Genomic DNA, 14020 nt, shown 5'->3' with positions numbered 1-14020 from the left:
TTCGCTCCTCCTGTACCTCACTTTTAAACGCTATTGCAAAGATTAATTTGCAGCTGTGCCACTGGTTTCAATATCACCACTAAACAAATCATCGAGTTCAGAACTATTGGCACTTTCATCCCAGAAATGTTCCATACCATCATCAGCCGTACGAACGCCTGTATGTTCAGTCCAATAACGATCTGAAATCCCTTTCACCATGGTTTCAGCCATGCTATCGATGAGCTTAAATTGTGGATTAACAGGTTTCTCATCGCTACGCGCTTGTGCAAAGGTACGTAAGGCATCACGGATTTTCGCATCATCGCCACTGGCTTGTGCAGCAACCGCATATAAAGCATGTGACAGTCTCACACCCTTTTGCTCACCAATTTGCGTAGATTGTTTCAATGTTTGGTATGGATCAGGTTTTCCATCACCTGCACCCGGCAATAACGTCCAGATCACAGCGCGGGTTGCATTTGGTGCGCCCCAGAATTTTTCATTATTCAGACACACCATACCGCGTTCAACAATCGCAGCAATGTCTTTCGGAACGTTTACCGCCCCACCTGAGTTAATATCATTGGTCATGGCCTGTAAGCCACTTAACATTCCCAACATATACACTGTTTGGTCAATGTCGCTGTTCATTTTTGGACAGCCTTCACCTAGACTTTTCTTATACTTCTTTTCAAAACGATCTTGAAATAATTGATAGCCGGTATATTGACGCTGTGCAGCAAGTGCCGCCCAACGCTTTTGCTCAACACGAGCATCCTGTGCTTCGGATACTTGGTTAGCTTTAGATGCACGTAAATAGCGTAACTCTGCATCCAAGGCTTTTTGTTCTGCACAAATCCCTGCTGCTGAATACATCAACACAGCCACACGTGTTGGGTCTGCGCCCATATCTTTGGTGGCCATAATGGCTGGAGTTAATGAATTACCTGAATTACACACCATTTCAGCATCTTCCATGGCTAAAATTGGTGGCACAATATGTTTTTCTGTAAATCCGAGTGCAACATTAGCACCGGTTTTTACAACCTGCGAACAACCCGCGAATAATGTACTTGTTATTGCTACAACTGCCACACCCTGGCATATTTTTTGGACGCTCGACATTTTCCTGTCCTCTATAATTGTGTTTATGTCCATCACGACAAACATATCAGAAGCAAAAAATGAATAAAAGAGTATTTGCTCTAATTTGAACGACACACTGTGCCATGAATCACGCTGAATGCAATTGACTGATTTTTTACAAAGACTAAATTTTAGGCAAAAAAAAGTAGCATAGCGACGGTTCGGCACATGCTACTTATTAACTGTGAAAGCGTTTGACTGCTTATTTTTGAGTTAACTGTTCCTTCAGCACTGTTCCTAGTCGTCCTATAACAATTGCTAACACAATCGCTATTACCAGAAACATCCAAGTTGGCATCATCATGATGATTTCCCTTAACGGCTGTTGGTAAGGCTAATATATAGGCAGAGAATCACCGCACAGCTTAAAATTGTCAGACAATTTAAATATTTTGCCAATAAATTTCAATCCTGTCAGACAAGATTATTTTACCCACAATATAAGATAATGAAATATTTGCATTTTATTGAATTTTAAAAATAAAGGCTGTCTAACAATTAGATCATTTTGGCCAATACTTTGAGTGATTTCCACTGTTTCAATGACAATTGATCGCGCCAAATAATCACTGGTTTTGCACGTGCATGCATAAAATACACCACGATATACATTTGATGATCCAAAATATGGCTAATTTGAACGCGTTGCACTGGACGGTTGAGCCGTTGCAAAGACCAATCAGTTCCATCCAAATAATCTAGACTGGTGACGTGTAAATGCTTACGGAAAAACAGTACATAAACCACTAGTCCAATGAGGAAAAATACCCCCCAAAGCATAGGTGTTAGTAACTGATAAAGCAGCGTCATCAATACCGCAAAAATAAAAAACTGAAACGCATGCGATAAAAAACTGCGTTTCAGTTTGAATTGCCGATTATCCATGAACGTAATGTTTTAATTTTTGAATAAACGTTTTTAATTCAGGACGTGGCGGTTCACTAACTTCCATAAACCAATCCAACAAATCTGGATCTTCTGCAGCAACGAGTTCTGCAAACATATCTTTTTCAGCTGCATCGGCTTGTAAATAGTAATTTTTGACGTAGGGATCAAAATAAACATCAATCTCTTTTAAACCACGACGTGCGCGGTAGATCACTTTACGCTCTTCTAAGCTGATTTCATCAGTCATTGTCTTCCCCAATCGTTGAACCCGTCTAGTGTAACTCATCCACCCCATTGAAGTGGAGTGTTTTCAAAGATTGACCGAATGCTTCATCGCAATTCTTGCTTTTGAATGTTCTGCACATTGCAGTCACACGCTGCATCTTATAAGTTGAAGACAAAGCCATAAAAATGAATAGGATATTCAAAATGCAATCTGGAGCGATTCGCCCACTCAACAACATGCTGCCACGTCAATTATTTAATGCAGAACATGATGCATTTCGTGAAACAGTACGAAAATTTTATGAAAAAGAAGTCATACCTAATATCGAAAAATACGAAAATCAGCAACACGTTGACCGTGACTTATGGAATAAAGCCGGTGCCATGGGCTTACTTTGCCCGACCATGCCCGAAGCTTATGGCGGCTATGGTGTAGACCGACTCTATAGCATGATTCTGATTGAAGAGCAGGCCTATGCTATGGACTCCTCTACTGGCTTTTCACTGCATTCCGACATTGTGGCCAATTATATTCATAACTTTGGCAATGAAGAACAAAAGCTGCATTGGCTGCCGAAAATGGCTTCTGGCGAAACCGTGACTGCCATTGCAATGACCGAACCAGGCACAGGTTCAGACCTACAAGCGGTACGCACAACCGCTACAGAAGATGGCGATGACTATATTATTAATGGGTCAAAAATCTTTATCACCAATGGCTATTTATGTGACATGGCAATTGTGGTCTGCAAGACAGGTAATAGTGAAAAAGGTTCAGCTAATTTATCGCTAATTATCGTCGAGGCAGATCGCGTCGGTTTTAGCAAAGGCAAACCTTTAAATAAAATTGGCATGAAAGGTCAGGATACCTGTGAACTGTTCTTTGACAATGTCCGCGTCCCTAAAAGCAACTTACTTGGCATGCAAGGTATGGGCTTTATGATGCTGATGAAGGAATTGGCTTGGGAACGTATGTTGGTCGCGATTATTTGCCAAGCCGGTGCAGAAGCAGCCTTTGCGCACACTGTTCAATACACCAAAGAGCGTAAGGCATTTGGCAAGACCGTATCTAGTTTCCAAAACACCCGTTTTAAATTGGCAGAGCTACGCACTGAAATCGATTTTTGTCGAACTTATCTAGACCGATGTATGGAGCTGCAACTTGAGGAACAGCTCGGTATTGACGCAGCCGCAGCTGCTAAATACAAAATTTCAGAAATGTTCTCCAAAGTCGTGGATGAATGTCTGCAGTTGCATGGCGGCTATGGCTATATGCTTGAATATCCAATTGCACGGGCTTATATCGACAACCGTGCCAACCGTATCTATGCCGGTACCAATGAAATTATGAAAGAGCTGATTTCCCGCTCTTTATAACAACAAAGCCCATCATCGGATGGGCTTTTATATTCTTTCGATATCAACTTAAATCATTCACAAAATCACAGATGAGTGCAGCGACCAATGCGGGTTGCTCTTTGTGCGGCATGTGATGAAGCCCTTCCAAAATCTCTAGCTCAGCATCACCTTGTATACCCGAAAAAAGTTTCTGAGCTTGTGCTGTCGTCCCGTATTCATCCAGTTCTCCATGTATGACCAAGCTTGGACACTGTACTTTTCCAACATAATGCTCAAGGTTCCATTGACGAAAACTCGGTGAAAGCCAAGTTTCCGTCCAAGCATCCAAAACCCATTGGGCTTTATCCCCATGGTATTTAGCCAAGCGTTCAAGCTGTCCCGGCTGCGCAAACCCTGTTTTAGCTTCACGTATACCCGATAATGTGAGTTCTTCCACTTCATACTGTGCTGCTATGGTAATCAGACCTCGACATTGTTCAGTATATTCACTGGCAATGACGACTGCCATTCCCCCACCGACACTATGTCCCATCACAATAAACTGTTGAATGGAATAATATTGAAGAAGCGCCCTAAAGCTCCGCTGTGCTTCAGCATAGACAAAATCAGTACTTAATGGATCAGGGTTCGCTGATGATTTCCCGAAGCCCAACCGATCATAGGCAATCACCGTTCTGCCAGACTCAGCAGCCAATTGCGCAGGAAAATCACGCCACAAATCAACACTGCCTAGTGAATCATGCATCAATATAATCGGAGCCAAAGTTGCATCATTATCTGCTGTTTCAGGCTGCCAAGCTTTAATATATAGCTCATAATCATTTAATTTTATAAATTCTGAATGTTGTTGAATATTCACATTAACCCTGTGTACATTTCCTTATTTTCAACATGATATATTTTTCAACAAATAATACGCATCAAATAAAACCCTAAAGTCACACATCTAAAGTAAAAAAAAGGAGCATCATGCTCCTTTTTTATGTAATAGACTTAAGAAACTAATCTGGGTTTAGCAGCCACTTGATCAGACTTTTTTTCAAATTTCAGCACTCCATCTTCAAATGAAGCATGCTTTAATTCTTTACGATCTGCCAAATAGTTATTGCTGACTTTCCACGGTGCATGTTTACCCTGTTTTGGCATCACATCTGCTGCACGTGCAATATAGCCTGAAGTCAAACTTCCCATTACGGTATCTTCTAACAACTCGGTCGCATCGCCTTGTGGAATCACTTGGTTATAACCATTTTGATCCATATAGTTAATCAATTTACAGATGTATTCAGAAGCAATATCGACTTTTAAAGTCCATGAAGCATTAATATAGCCAATAATCATCGCCATATTGGGTACATCACTGACCATAACACCACGGTACAACATATGTTTTGAGGTATTCAGTGGCTGACCATCGATTGTGGCACTAATGCCACCTAAAATTTGAATGTTGAGACCTGTAGCTGAAATCACCACATCTGCATCAAGATGTTTACCTGATTTCAATTGAATGCCATTTTCAGTAAAACTTTCAATTTGATCGGTTTCAACAGATGCACGGCCTTCGCGTAAAATTTTAAACAAATCACCATCTGGCACCACACAAAGGCGCTGATCCCAAGGATTGTAATCTGGGGTAAAGTGCTTCATATCCACTTTACCTTTCAACTGCAACTCAATTGATTTTAATAAAAATTTACGGAGTAATTTAGGTTGCTTTTGTGCAACAGCATAAACAGCTCGTTGGACACCGATATTTCGTGCTCGGGTCAGTTTATAAGCAACATCTTCAGGTAATACTTTACGCATTTTGTCGTAAATGATGTCAATAGAAGGTACTGAGGCAATATAGGTCGGAGAGCGCTGTAGCATAGTCACATGCCCTGCACCGCCTTTTGCCATTGCTGGCACAAGGGTAATTGCTGTTGCGCCACTACCAATAATCACAACTTTTTTGCCTGCATAATTAAAATTTTCAGGCCAATGTTGTGGATGAATGAAGGTACCTTTAAAGTTTTCCTGCCCTTTAAACTCAGGTTGGAAACCTTGGTCATAATTATAATAACCCGTACAGCCAAAGACGAAATTTGCAACCCAGGTTTGTTGTTTCTTCTTCGCATCTTCAATAACAACAGACCATTTACGAGTTTGTGAATCGTAGTTCGCACTCATAACACGGTGCTGAAAATGAATTTTTTCTTTGATCTTATATTCGTCAATCACTTCAGAAAGGTAGCCTTTAATCGAAGACCCATCAGCAAGCACACTAGATTTTTTCCACGGCTTAAAATTAAAGCCAAAAGTTGACATGTCCGAATCAGAACGAATACCCGGATATTTAAAAAGATCCCATGTACCACCGAAACTTTCACGACGTTCAATAATTTCAAATGAACGATTTGGACAATTTTTTGAAAGATGAGCAGCCAAACCTACACCAGAGATCCCTGCACCTACAATGAGAATATCAACTTGTTTTTCCATGTTGTTCTTTTAACCTATCTTAGATTTATATTTATTAAATCACATTTTTGACAATGCACAATGTCAAGTTTAAGCAAAAGGCGATTTATTTTTATCTTTTAAGGACAAATTGAATTATTGTCTAACAATATACAGCCAATACAAAACTGCAGGCATTAAAAAAGGTCGGTTAAAAACCGACCTTTTTTAGAACAACGTACGCTGCTCTTCACGAAATTAGTTAACTTCGCGATCTACTAGCTCAACGTAAGCCATCGGTGCAGCATCACCTGCACGGAAGCCCGCTTTAAGAACACGTAGATAACCGCCGTTACGTTCTTTGTAACGAGGGCCAAGAACGGTAAATAATTTACCAACAGTTGCAGCTGAACGAGTACGAGCAAACGCTAAACGACGGTTTGCTACAGAATCGACTTTAGCTAAAGTGATTAAAGGCTCAGCAACACGACGTAATTCTTTTGCTTTAGGAACAGTAGTTTTAATTAACTCGTGTTCGAACAAAGAATTAGCCATGTTTTGGAACATCGCTTTACGATGACTGCTTGTACGGCCTAATTTCACACCACTATTACGATGACGCATGGTGATAGTCCTACTTAATTAACGGCTACGATAAGCAAAGCGATCGTCCATGCGGAGGCTAGCCGGTGGCCAGTTCTCTAAACGCATGCCCAATTGCAAGCCTTTCGATGCCAGAACATCTTTAATCTCAGTCAACGATTTTTTACCTAAGTTAGGAGTTTTAAGCAACTCAACTTCAGTACGTTGAACAAGATCGCCAATGTAGTAAATATTTTCTGCTTTCAAACAGTTAGCAGAACGAACAGTAAGCTCTAGATCATCTACTGGACGAAGCAAAATCGGATCAACTTCTTCACGAGGCTCTTGAGCAACTGGTGCTTGATCTTTCTGAAGATCAACAAAAATTGCAATTTGTTGTTGCAAGATTGTTGCCGCTTTGCGGATAGCTTCTTCAGGATCAACAGTACCGTTGGTTTCAAGATCAATGATCAATTTATCAAGGTCAGTACGTTGTTCTACACGAGCGTTTTCCACTGTGTAAGACACACGTTTGATTGGGCTGTAAGAAGCATCTAATTGCAAACGACCCACTGGGCGAGTTTCGCCCTCAGGGAAGCGTGAATCAGAAGTCTCATAACCACGACCTTGAGAAACTTTCAGGCGCATTTTTAATGAGCCAGAAGCACTTAAAGTACCGATCAAATGTTCAGGGTTAACCACTTCAACATTGTGTGGTAAACGAAGGTCAGCGGCTGTAACGTCGCCAGGACCTTGTTTTTCCAATGTCAGATAAGCTTCATTTTGATCGAACAGCTTAATAGACAATCCTTTTAGGTTCAGCAAGAGCTCGACGATGTCCTGCTGCAAGCCTTCCAAAGTACTGTACTCGTGCTCGACACCTTCAATCTCTACTTCAACCACGGCTGCGCCAGGTAAAGAAGACAAAAGGATACGACGTAAAGCATTACCAAGAGTATGACCAAAGCCACGCTCTAATGGTTCTAGAATAACTTTTGCCGAGGTCCCGCTTGCCGCTTCGACCTTGATCGCTTGCGGAGTTAGAAACTCATTTGCAGTACGCGTCATTATTGCTACCTCAAGGATTATTTAGAATACAATTCTACAATCAAGCTTTCGTTGATTTCAGCAGGTAAATCAGAACGATCTGGTGCAGCTTTGAACGTACCTTCCAATTTAGAATGATCAATTTCAATCCAAGATGGAATGCCACGTTGAGTCGCTAACTCAACTGCGTTTTTGATACGCAATTGTTGTTTAGCACCTTCGTGAACTGCAACAACGTCACCAGCTTTAACTTGGATAGACGCGATATTAACACGACGACCATTTAAAGTGATTGAACGGTGAGATACAAGCTGACGAGCTTCTGCACGTGTAGAACCAAAACCCATGCGATAAACAACGTTATCTAGACGGCTTTCAAGAAGTTTCAACAAGTTTTCACCTGTTGCGCCTTTAACACGAGCAGCTTCTTTGTAGTAGTTACTAAATTGACGCTCTAAAACACCGTACATACGACGTACTTTTTGTTTTTCACGTAATTGTAGTGAGTACTCAGATTGTTTGCCGCCACGAGCGCCACCATGTTGGCCAGGTGCTTTAGCAGCTTTTTTTGTTTTGACGTCAAATGGTTTAACGCCAGATTTTAATTGCAGGTCTGTCCCTTCGCGGCGAGAGAGTTTGCATTTTGGACCAATATAACGAGCCATGAATGTTTCTCCTTACACGCGACGTTTTTTAGGTGGACGGCAACCGTTGTGCGGGATTGGCGTCACATCGGTAATGCTGTTAATTTTATAACCCACTGCACCTAAAGCACGAACCGCAGATTCACGACCTGGACCAGGACCTTTTACAAGGACGTCCAAGTTTTTCAAACCGTAATCTAAAGCAGCTTTACCAGCAACTTCAGCAGCTACCTGAGCAGCAAACGGAGTTGATTTACGTGATCCACGGAAGCCTTGTCCACCAGAGGTAGCCCAAGCCAGTGCATTACCTTGACGATCGGTAATAGTCACAATGGTGTTATTAAAAGAAGCGTGAATGTGTGCAACACCTTCAGAGACGGTACGAGTGACCTTCTTGCGTGTGCGAGTATCTTTAGCCATCTTTTAGCTTCCAGAAATCTTATTTCTTAATAGGTTTGCGCGGACCTTTACGGGTACGTGCGTTAGTTTTGGTGCGTTGACCACGGACAGGCAAGCTGCGACGATGACGAAGACCGCGGTAGCAGCCTAAATCCATTAAACGTTTAATGTTCATGGAAATTTCGCGACGTAAATCACCTTCGGTAGGAACCTTAGTAACTTCTGCACGAATCGCATCAAGCTGAGCGTCATCTAATTCACGAATTTTAGTTGTTGGTGCAATACCAGCAGCAGCTAAGATAGCTTTTGCAGTGTGGCGACCAATACCAAAAATGTACGTTAGAGAGATAACAGCATGCTTGTTATCCGGAATGTTTACACCGGCAATACGAGCCATTCAATTTTCTCCAAAAAGGCAGTTAAGATAATCAACCGCCCGACAAAATCTTTGAGGGGCGGATAATAACCTAATTAGCCTACTGAAATCAACAGGTCTTGATCAGATTAACCTTGACGCTGCTTATGACGAGGTTCTGCGCTGCAAATTACGCGAATAACCCCATTACGACGGATAACTTTACAGCTACCACAAATTTTCTTTACAGAAGCTTGAACTTTCATAATGAAACCTCTAAGTGCGCTTATCCTTTCGGATGAGCAGTCGTTTTACGCATTAACGATTGATTGTCATATTGATGCGATGTGAGATGAGCTTGGAGCTGAGCCATAAAGTCCATCACCACCACCACTACGATCAGTAAAGACGTACCACCTAAGCTAAATGGAATACCAAATGAGCTTTGTAGAATCATCGGCATTAAACAGATGATTGTGATATAAACCGCGCCAATAAAAGTCAAACGATTCAAAATATGATCTAAATAGCGTGCAGTTTGCTCACCAGGACGAATACCCGGTACATAAGCACCACTACGTTTTAAATTCTCTGACACTTCTTTCGGGCTAAATACTAGCGCAGTATAGAAGTAACAGAAGAAGATAATTAATGCACCAAATAGCACCAAATACATCGGTTGACCCGGCGACAATACGAGTGCCAAATCTTGTAGGCCACGTTTAATCACACCAGCATTTGGGTCTGCACTGCCAACCCATTGCCCTAAGCTCGCTGGGAACAATAGCAATGAACTCGCAAAAATTGCAGGAATCACACCCGCCATATTAATTTTTAATGGCAAATGTGTTTGCTGAGCAGTAAATACACGACGACCTTGTTGTTTTTGAGCATAGTTTACTGGAATGCGACGCTGCGCCTTCTCAATAAACACAATTGCTGCTAACACTGCAACAGATAGCAATGCAAAGATTGCAAGACCAATTAAACTTGATTGCCCATTATCTACTGAGGTTAAAGATTGCAGAACCAAGTTCGGCAAACCAGCAACGATACCAGCGAAGATGATCATGGAAATACCATTCCCTACTCCACGCTCAGTAATTTGCTCACCTAACCACATCAGGAACATTGTACCTGCAACCAAAGAAGTTACAGCAGGAACGTAAAAAGCAAGTCCACTAGTCAAAGTAATATTTTGACTAATCAGACCTGCACACATCCCAACGGCTTGCACAAGTGCAAGAAACAATGTGCCTTGTCGCGTATATTGATTAATCTTACGCTTACCTTGTTCGCCTTCTTTCTTTAAAGCTTCCAGCGAAGGAACAACCGTAGACATTAACTGCACGATAATCGATGCAGAGATATACGGCATAATCCCAAGAGCAAGAATTGACATACGCTCTAATGCACCACCTGAGAACATGTTAAACAAACCAAGGATCGTACCTTGGTTTGCATTAAACAGATTCTCTAGTGCGGCATTGTTAATGCCCGGTACTGGAATATGTGCTCCCAGTCGAAAAACCAACAACGCCCCGATGAGGAACATCATACGGCGAATAATTTCACGATATTTCACATGAAAAGGTTGGCCTTTCATCATGTTAACATGACCTGTCGAACTAGGAGTCATAGACACTGGGGATTACTCCTCGACTTTACCGCCAGCAGCTTCAACAGCAGCTTTAGCGCCTTTAGTCAATGCAACACCTTGAACAGTGAATGCACGAGTAATTTCACCAGAAAGTACGATACGTGCACGCAACATATCTTTACGTACAACGTTAGCAGCTTTTAAAGTTTCAAGAGACACGATGTCGCCTTCAACTTTAGCAAGTTCTGATAAACGTACTTCAGCAGTTTTCAAAGCCATTTGGCTAGTGAAACCGAATTTAGGTAAACGACGATATAACGCAGTTTGACCACCTTCGAAACCAGGACGTGTACCACCGCTCTTACGTGAGTTTTGACCTTTGACACCACGGCCACCAGTCTTACCAACGCCAGAACCGATACCACGGCCTAAACGAAGGTTGTCACGCTTAGCACCTTCTGCAGGTGCAATTGTATTTAAACGCAGAGTCATGGCTTATTCCTCTACACTAACCATATAGTAAACTTGGTTGATCATACCACGGTTAGAAGGCGTATCTTGCACTTCAACTGTATGACCAATACGACGCAGACCTAAACCTTTAAGGCTAAGCTTGTGATTTTTCAAGCGATGCGATGAAGATTTAGTCTGGGTAACTTTAATCGTTTTCATGATTGATTACCCTTGAATTTGTGCTACTGATAAACCACGTTTCGCAGCAACTTTCTCAGGAGAAGTCATATCACGCAAACCGTTAAAAGTTGCGTTTACTACGTTAGCAGCGTTAGTAGAACCATAACACTTAGTTAATACGTTACGTACACCTACAGCTTCTAAAACTGCACGCATAGCGCCACCAGCAATTACACCAGTACCTTCAGAAGCAGGTTGCATGTAAACGCGGCTTGCACCGTGACGAGCATTGATAGGGTGCTGAACAGTACCGTCAACAAGGTCAACAGTAATCATGTTGCGACGAGCAGCTTCAAGTGCTTTAGAAATAGCAGCTGGAACTTCACGTGCTTTACCACGACCAAAACCTACGCGACCATTACCATCACCCACAACAGTTAATGCTGTGAAAGAGAAGATACGACCACCCTTAACAACTTTGGCTACACGATCAACGGCAACCAGCTTTTCAACAAGACCTTCGTTTTGTTCAACTTTAGCCATGATTAGAACTCCAAGCCGTTTTCACGAGCAGCATCAGCCAAGGCTTTGATACGACCATGATATTTGAAACCAGAACGGTCAAATGCAACTTTAGTTACACCAGCCGCTTTAGCACGTTCTGCAATTAAAGCACCAACTTTCTGAGCCGATTCAACGTTACCAGTAGTACCAGCACGTAGAGTAGCGTCTAAAGTAGAAGCTTGCGCTAATACTTTGCCACCATCTGCAGAGATAACTTGAGCATAGATGTGACGCGGAGTGCGGTTTACACACAAACGAGTCGCACCCAATGCACGGATGTGCAAGCGTGTGCTTTTCGCACGACGCAAACGGGATTGTTTCTTTTCGTTCATAAGAACCTCGCGCCTTATTTCTTCTTAGCTTCTTTACGAAGTACAACTTCGTCAGAATAACGAACACCTTTACCTTTATAAGGCTCTGGCGGACGGTAACCACGGATTTCTGCAGCAACTTGACCTAATTTAGCTTTATCAGCTGATTTAAGTACAATTTCAGTTGCAGTAGGAGTTTCTGCAGTTACACCTTCAGGAAGGTTGTAGTCGATCGGGTGAGAGAAACCAAGGTTAAGGTTAACAATGTTACCTTTAACCGCAGCTTTATAACCAACACCAATCAGTTGTAACTTACGTTCGAAACCTTCGTTAACACCTTTTACAAGGTTGTTAAGCACAGCGCGAGCAGTACCAGCCTGCATCCAAGCATCTTTAGATTCAGCTTTAGGAGCAATAACTAGAGTACCGTCTTCCTGTTTTAGCTCGACCAGCGCATGCAGGTTGAAAGACAATGTACCTTTGCTGCCTTTCACTTCGACCTGCCGGCCGTTCTGAGTAACTGTAACACCGTTAGGTACAGTTACTGGGGCTTTAGCCACACGAGACATGAGGAATCACCTATTAAGAAACAAAAGCAATAACTTCACCACCGATACCTGCAGCACGTGCAGCGCGATCAGTCATGATGCCTTTGCTTGTAGAAACAATTGCAATACCTAAACCTTGCTTAACGCTAGGAAGTGCATCTTTACCGCGATATTGACGTAGACCTGGACGGCTTACGCGTTTCACAGTATCGATAACTGGTTTGCCTTCGAAATATTTTAAAGTAATCGTTAAAGTCGCTTTGCCTTCATTATCAGCAACAGCTACATCAGCGATATAACCTTCTTGTTGAAGTACGTTAGCAATCGCAACTTTCAACTTTGAGTTTGGCATAGAAACAGTTTGTTTCTTTGCCATTTGTGCGTTACGAACACGTGTTAGCATGTCGGCAACGGTATCTTGCATACTCATTTATAGTGCTCCTTACCAGCTTGCCTTAACAACGCCCGGTACATCACCTTGCATTACTGTTTCACGTAATTTGTTACGGCTTAAACCGAACTTACGGAAGTAACCATGAGGACGACCAGTTAAACCACAACGGTTACGTAGACGTACTGGAGATGCATTACGTGGTAATGCTTGAAATTTCATCATCGCTTCGAAACGTTCTTCGTCTGATGCATTTACGTTTGCGATAATTGCTTTTAATTCAGCACGTTTCGCAGCGTATTTAGCAACAGTAGCTTCGCGTTTCAATTCGCGATTAATCATACCTTTCTTAGCCATATCGACCTCTTATTTGAACGGGAAGCCGAATGCACGCATAAGCGCACGGCCTTCGTCATCGGTGCGAGCAGTCGTAGTGATGGTAATGTCCATACCACGAATACGATCAATCTTATCAAAATCGATTTCAGGGAACATGATTTGTTCCTTAAGACCCATTGAGTAGTTACCACGACCATCAAATGATTTCGCAGAGAAACCACGGAAGTCACGGATACGAGGGATCGCGATAGAGATCAAACGGTCTAAGAATTCGTACATACGTTCGCCACGTAAAGTAACTTTACAGCCGATCGGCCAACCATCACGGATTTTGAAACCAGCGATAGATTTACGAGCTAAAGTAAGTACTGGTTTTTGACCAGCAATTGCTTGCATATCAGAAAGAGCGCCATCTAACAATTTCTTGTCAGCTGATGCAGCACCAACACCCATGTTGATGGTGATTTTTGTAATGCGAGGGATATCCATCACATTCTTAACACCCAATGTTTCTTTTAATTGAGCCTTAAGTTCGTCGTTGTAACGCGTTTTAAGTCTGGCCATT

21 protein-coding genes are annotated in these 14020 nt (G+C 42.2%); 1 reads left to right on the top strand and 20 read right to left on the bottom strand.

Annotation, left to right across the window (positions count from 1 at the left end):
* Positions 1 to 42 precede the first annotated feature (42 nt).
* The 3 genes from AC4CU0_RS02270 to AC4CU0_RS02260 all read right to left on the bottom strand — a co-directional run bounded on the left by AC4CU0_RS02270 (position 43) and on the right by AC4CU0_RS02260 (position 2263).
* Positions 43 to 1107, bottom strand: coding sequence for a hypothetical protein (locus AC4CU0_RS02270; RefSeq protein WP_180021620.1), 1065 nt, complete (start codon positions 1105 to 1107; stop codon positions 43 to 45).
* A 519-nt stretch (positions 1108 to 1626) separates the two neighbouring features.
* A complete protein-coding gene (locus AC4CU0_RS02265; protein WP_180089580.1) occupies positions 1627 to 2013 on the bottom strand; it encodes a hypothetical protein in 387 nt (128 codons plus the stop codon).
* Entirely contained in the window at positions 2006 to 2263 is a 258-nt protein-coding gene (locus AC4CU0_RS02260) for an FAD assembly factor SdhE (protein ID WP_078189264.1), read from the bottom strand. The genes AC4CU0_RS02265 and AC4CU0_RS02260 overlap by 8 nt, the downstream gene beginning before the upstream one ends.
* A 182-nt stretch (positions 2264 to 2445) precedes the next feature.
* Here AC4CU0_RS02260 and AC4CU0_RS02255 point away from each other — a divergent pair, with 182 nt between their 5' ends.
* Positions 2446 to 3618 (top strand): acyl-CoA dehydrogenase family protein, encoded by a 1173-nt coding sequence (locus AC4CU0_RS02255; protein ID WP_180089578.1) that lies wholly within the window; start codon positions 2446 to 2448, stop codon positions 3616 to 3618.
* A 43-nt stretch (positions 3619 to 3661) separates the two neighbouring features.
* Here AC4CU0_RS02255 and AC4CU0_RS02250 read toward each other — a convergent pair whose 3' ends face one another.
* The 17 genes from AC4CU0_RS02250 to rplE form a co-directional block, all read right to left on the bottom strand.
* Positions 3662 to 4459: an alpha/beta fold hydrolase gene (locus tag AC4CU0_RS02250; RefSeq protein WP_490742363.1), complete on the bottom strand. Its 798-nt coding sequence runs from the start codon at positions 4457 to 4459 to the stop codon at positions 3662 to 3664.
* A gap of 134 nt (positions 4460 to 4593) precedes the next feature.
* Positions 4594 to 6084 carry a flavin-containing monooxygenase gene (locus AC4CU0_RS02245; RefSeq protein WP_180182987.1) on the bottom strand — a complete coding sequence of 497 codons (1491 nt, stop codon included), beginning with the start codon at positions 6082 to 6084 and terminating at the stop codon, positions 4594 to 4596.
* Positions 6085 to 6300: 216 nt separating this feature from the next.
* Positions 6301 to 6666, bottom strand: a complete 366-nt coding sequence (gene rplQ, locus AC4CU0_RS02240; protein ID WP_005012953.1) for a 50S ribosomal protein L17 — start codon at positions 6664 to 6666, stop codon at positions 6301 to 6303.
* 18 nt (positions 6667 to 6684) lie between these two features.
* Positions 6685 to 7692: a DNA-directed RNA polymerase subunit alpha gene (locus tag AC4CU0_RS02235; RefSeq protein ID WP_004650465.1), complete on the bottom strand. Its 1008-nt coding sequence runs from the start codon at positions 7690 to 7692 to the stop codon at positions 6685 to 6687.
* A gap of 17 nt (positions 7693 to 7709) precedes the next feature.
* Positions 7710 to 8336, bottom strand: coding sequence for a 30S ribosomal protein S4 (gene rpsD / locus AC4CU0_RS02230; RefSeq protein ID WP_078192454.1), 627 nt, complete (start codon positions 8334 to 8336; stop codon positions 7710 to 7712).
* A gap of 12 nt (positions 8337 to 8348) precedes the next feature.
* Positions 8349 to 8735, bottom strand: a complete 387-nt coding sequence (gene rpsK / locus AC4CU0_RS02225) for a 30S ribosomal protein S11 (protein WP_001040166.1) — start codon at positions 8733 to 8735, stop codon at positions 8349 to 8351.
* A 19-nt stretch (positions 8736 to 8754) separates the two neighbouring features.
* Entirely contained in the window at positions 8755 to 9111 is a 357-nt protein-coding gene (gene rpsM, locus AC4CU0_RS02220) for a 30S ribosomal protein S13 (protein ID WP_078189269.1), read from the bottom strand.
* Between the two features lie 107 nt (positions 9112 to 9218).
* On the bottom strand, positions 9219 to 9335 hold the full coding sequence (gene rpmJ / locus AC4CU0_RS02215; RefSeq protein WP_000867907.1) for a 50S ribosomal protein L36: 117 nt from the start codon (positions 9333 to 9335) through the stop codon (positions 9219 to 9221).
* Positions 9336 to 9355: 20 nt separating this feature from the next.
* On the bottom strand, positions 9356 to 10675 hold the full coding sequence (gene secY / locus AC4CU0_RS02210) for a preprotein translocase subunit SecY (protein ID WP_171263746.1): 1320 nt from the start codon (positions 10673 to 10675) through the stop codon (positions 9356 to 9358).
* 45 nt (positions 10676 to 10720) lie between these two features.
* Positions 10721 to 11161, bottom strand: coding sequence for a 50S ribosomal protein L15 (rplO, locus tag AC4CU0_RS02205; RefSeq protein WP_078189271.1), 441 nt, complete (start codon positions 11159 to 11161; stop codon positions 10721 to 10723).
* 3 nt (positions 11162 to 11164) lie between these two features.
* Positions 11165 to 11341 carry a 50S ribosomal protein L30 gene (gene rpmD, locus AC4CU0_RS02200; RefSeq protein WP_005012961.1) on the bottom strand — a complete coding sequence of 59 codons (177 nt, stop codon included), beginning with the start codon at positions 11339 to 11341 and terminating at the stop codon, positions 11165 to 11167.
* Positions 11342 to 11347: 6 nt separating this feature from the next.
* Positions 11348 to 11845: a 30S ribosomal protein S5 gene (gene rpsE / locus AC4CU0_RS02195; protein ID WP_067762902.1), complete on the bottom strand. Its 498-nt coding sequence runs from the start codon at positions 11843 to 11845 to the stop codon at positions 11348 to 11350.
* Positions 11846 to 11847: 2 nt separating this feature from the next.
* A complete protein-coding gene (gene rplR, locus AC4CU0_RS02190) occupies positions 11848 to 12198 on the bottom strand; it encodes a 50S ribosomal protein L18 (protein ID WP_067762903.1) in 351 nt (116 codons plus the stop codon).
* A 14-nt stretch (positions 12199 to 12212) separates the two neighbouring features.
* Positions 12213 to 12746: a 50S ribosomal protein L6 gene (rplF, locus tag AC4CU0_RS02185; RefSeq protein ID WP_078189272.1), complete on the bottom strand. Its 534-nt coding sequence runs from the start codon at positions 12744 to 12746 to the stop codon at positions 12213 to 12215.
* A 13-nt stretch (positions 12747 to 12759) separates the two neighbouring features.
* Positions 12760 to 13155: a 30S ribosomal protein S8 gene (gene rpsH / locus AC4CU0_RS02180; RefSeq protein ID WP_078189273.1), complete on the bottom strand. Its 396-nt coding sequence runs from the start codon at positions 13153 to 13155 to the stop codon at positions 12760 to 12762.
* Positions 13156 to 13167: 12 nt separating this feature from the next.
* Positions 13168 to 13473 carry a 30S ribosomal protein S14 gene (gene rpsN / locus AC4CU0_RS02175; protein WP_067762906.1) on the bottom strand — a complete coding sequence of 102 codons (306 nt, stop codon included), beginning with the start codon at positions 13471 to 13473 and terminating at the stop codon, positions 13168 to 13170.
* Between the two features lie 9 nt (positions 13474 to 13482).
* Complete coding sequence (rplE, locus tag AC4CU0_RS02170) at positions 13483 to 14019, bottom strand: 50S ribosomal protein L5 (RefSeq protein ID WP_067762907.1); 537 nt, start codon at positions 14017 to 14019, stop codon at positions 13483 to 13485.
* Position 14020: the final 1 nt, after the last annotated feature.

The organism is Acinetobacter sp. LipI_15 (assembly GCF_058242865.1).
Note: the sequence above shows the minus strand (reverse complement) of the source record. Positions and strands in the feature narration are given on the sequence as shown.

What these genes read in the sequence shown, in the direction of transcription:
- AC4CU0_RS02270 (WP_180021620.1), bottom strand. Translation starts at nt 1,107, where the DNA reads ATGTCGAGCGTCCAAAAAATATGCCAGGGTGTGGCAGTTGTAGCAATA.
- AC4CU0_RS02265 (WP_180089580.1), bottom strand. Translation starts at nt 2,013, where the DNA reads ATGGATAATCGGCAATTCAAACTGAAACGCAGTTTTTTATCGCATGCG.
- AC4CU0_RS02260 (WP_078189264.1), bottom strand. Translation starts at nt 2,263, where the DNA reads ATGACTGATGAAATCAGCTTAGAAGAGCGTAAAGTGATCTACCGCGCA.
- AC4CU0_RS02255 (WP_180089578.1), top strand. Translation starts at nt 2,446, where the DNA reads ATGCAATCTGGAGCGATTCGCCCACTCAACAACATGCTGCCACGTCAA.
- AC4CU0_RS02245 (WP_180182987.1), bottom strand. Translation starts at nt 6,084, where the DNA reads ATGGAAAAACAAGTTGATATTCTCATTGTAGGTGCAGGGATCTCTGGT.
- rplQ (WP_005012953.1), bottom strand. Translation starts at nt 6,666, where the DNA reads ATGCGTCATCGTAATAGTGGTGTGAAATTAGGCCGTACAAGCAGTCAT.
- AC4CU0_RS02235 (WP_004650465.1), bottom strand. Translation starts at nt 7,692, where the DNA reads ATGACGCGTACTGCAAATGAGTTTCTAACTCCGCAAGCGATCAAGGTC.
- rpsD (WP_078192454.1), bottom strand. Translation starts at nt 8,336, where the DNA reads ATGGCTCGTTATATTGGTCCAAAATGCAAACTCTCTCGCCGCGAAGGG.
- rpsK (WP_001040166.1), bottom strand. Translation starts at nt 8,735, where the DNA reads ATGGCTAAAGATACTCGCACACGCAAGAAGGTCACTCGTACCGTCTCT.
- rpsM (WP_078189269.1), bottom strand. Translation starts at nt 9,111, where the DNA reads ATGGCTCGTATTGCCGGTGTAAACATTCCGGATAACAAGCATGCTGTT.
- rpmJ (WP_000867907.1), bottom strand. Translation starts at nt 9,335, where the DNA reads ATGAAAGTTCAAGCTTCTGTAAAGAAAATTTGTGGTAGCTGTAAAGTT.
- secY (WP_171263746.1), bottom strand. Translation starts at nt 10,675, where the DNA reads ATGAAAGGCCAACCTTTTCATGTGAAATATCGTGAAATTATTCGCCGT.
- rplO (WP_078189271.1), bottom strand. Translation starts at nt 11,161, where the DNA reads ATGACTCTGCGTTTAAATACAATTGCACCTGCAGAAGGTGCTAAGCGT.
- rpmD (WP_005012961.1), bottom strand. Translation starts at nt 11,341, where the DNA reads ATGAAAACGATTAAAGTTACCCAGACTAAATCTTCATCGCATCGCTTG.
- rpsE (WP_067762902.1), bottom strand. Translation starts at nt 11,845, where the DNA reads ATGGCTAAAGTTGAACAAAACGAAGGTCTTGTTGAAAAGCTGGTTGCC.
- rplR (WP_067762903.1), bottom strand. Translation starts at nt 12,198, where the DNA reads ATGAACGAAAAGAAACAATCCCGTTTGCGTCGTGCGAAAAGCACACGC.
- rplF (WP_078189272.1), bottom strand. Translation starts at nt 12,746, where the DNA reads ATGTCTCGTGTGGCTAAAGCCCCAGTAACTGTACCTAACGGTGTTACA.
- rpsH (WP_078189273.1), bottom strand. Translation starts at nt 13,155, where the DNA reads ATGAGTATGCAAGATACCGTTGCCGACATGCTAACACGTGTTCGTAAC.
- rpsN (WP_067762906.1), bottom strand. Translation starts at nt 13,473, where the DNA reads ATGGCTAAGAAAGGTATGATTAATCGCGAATTGAAACGCGAAGCTACT.
- rplE (WP_067762907.1), bottom strand. Translation starts at nt 14,019, where the DNA reads ATGGCCAGACTTAAAACGCGTTACAACGACGAACTTAAGGCTCAATTA.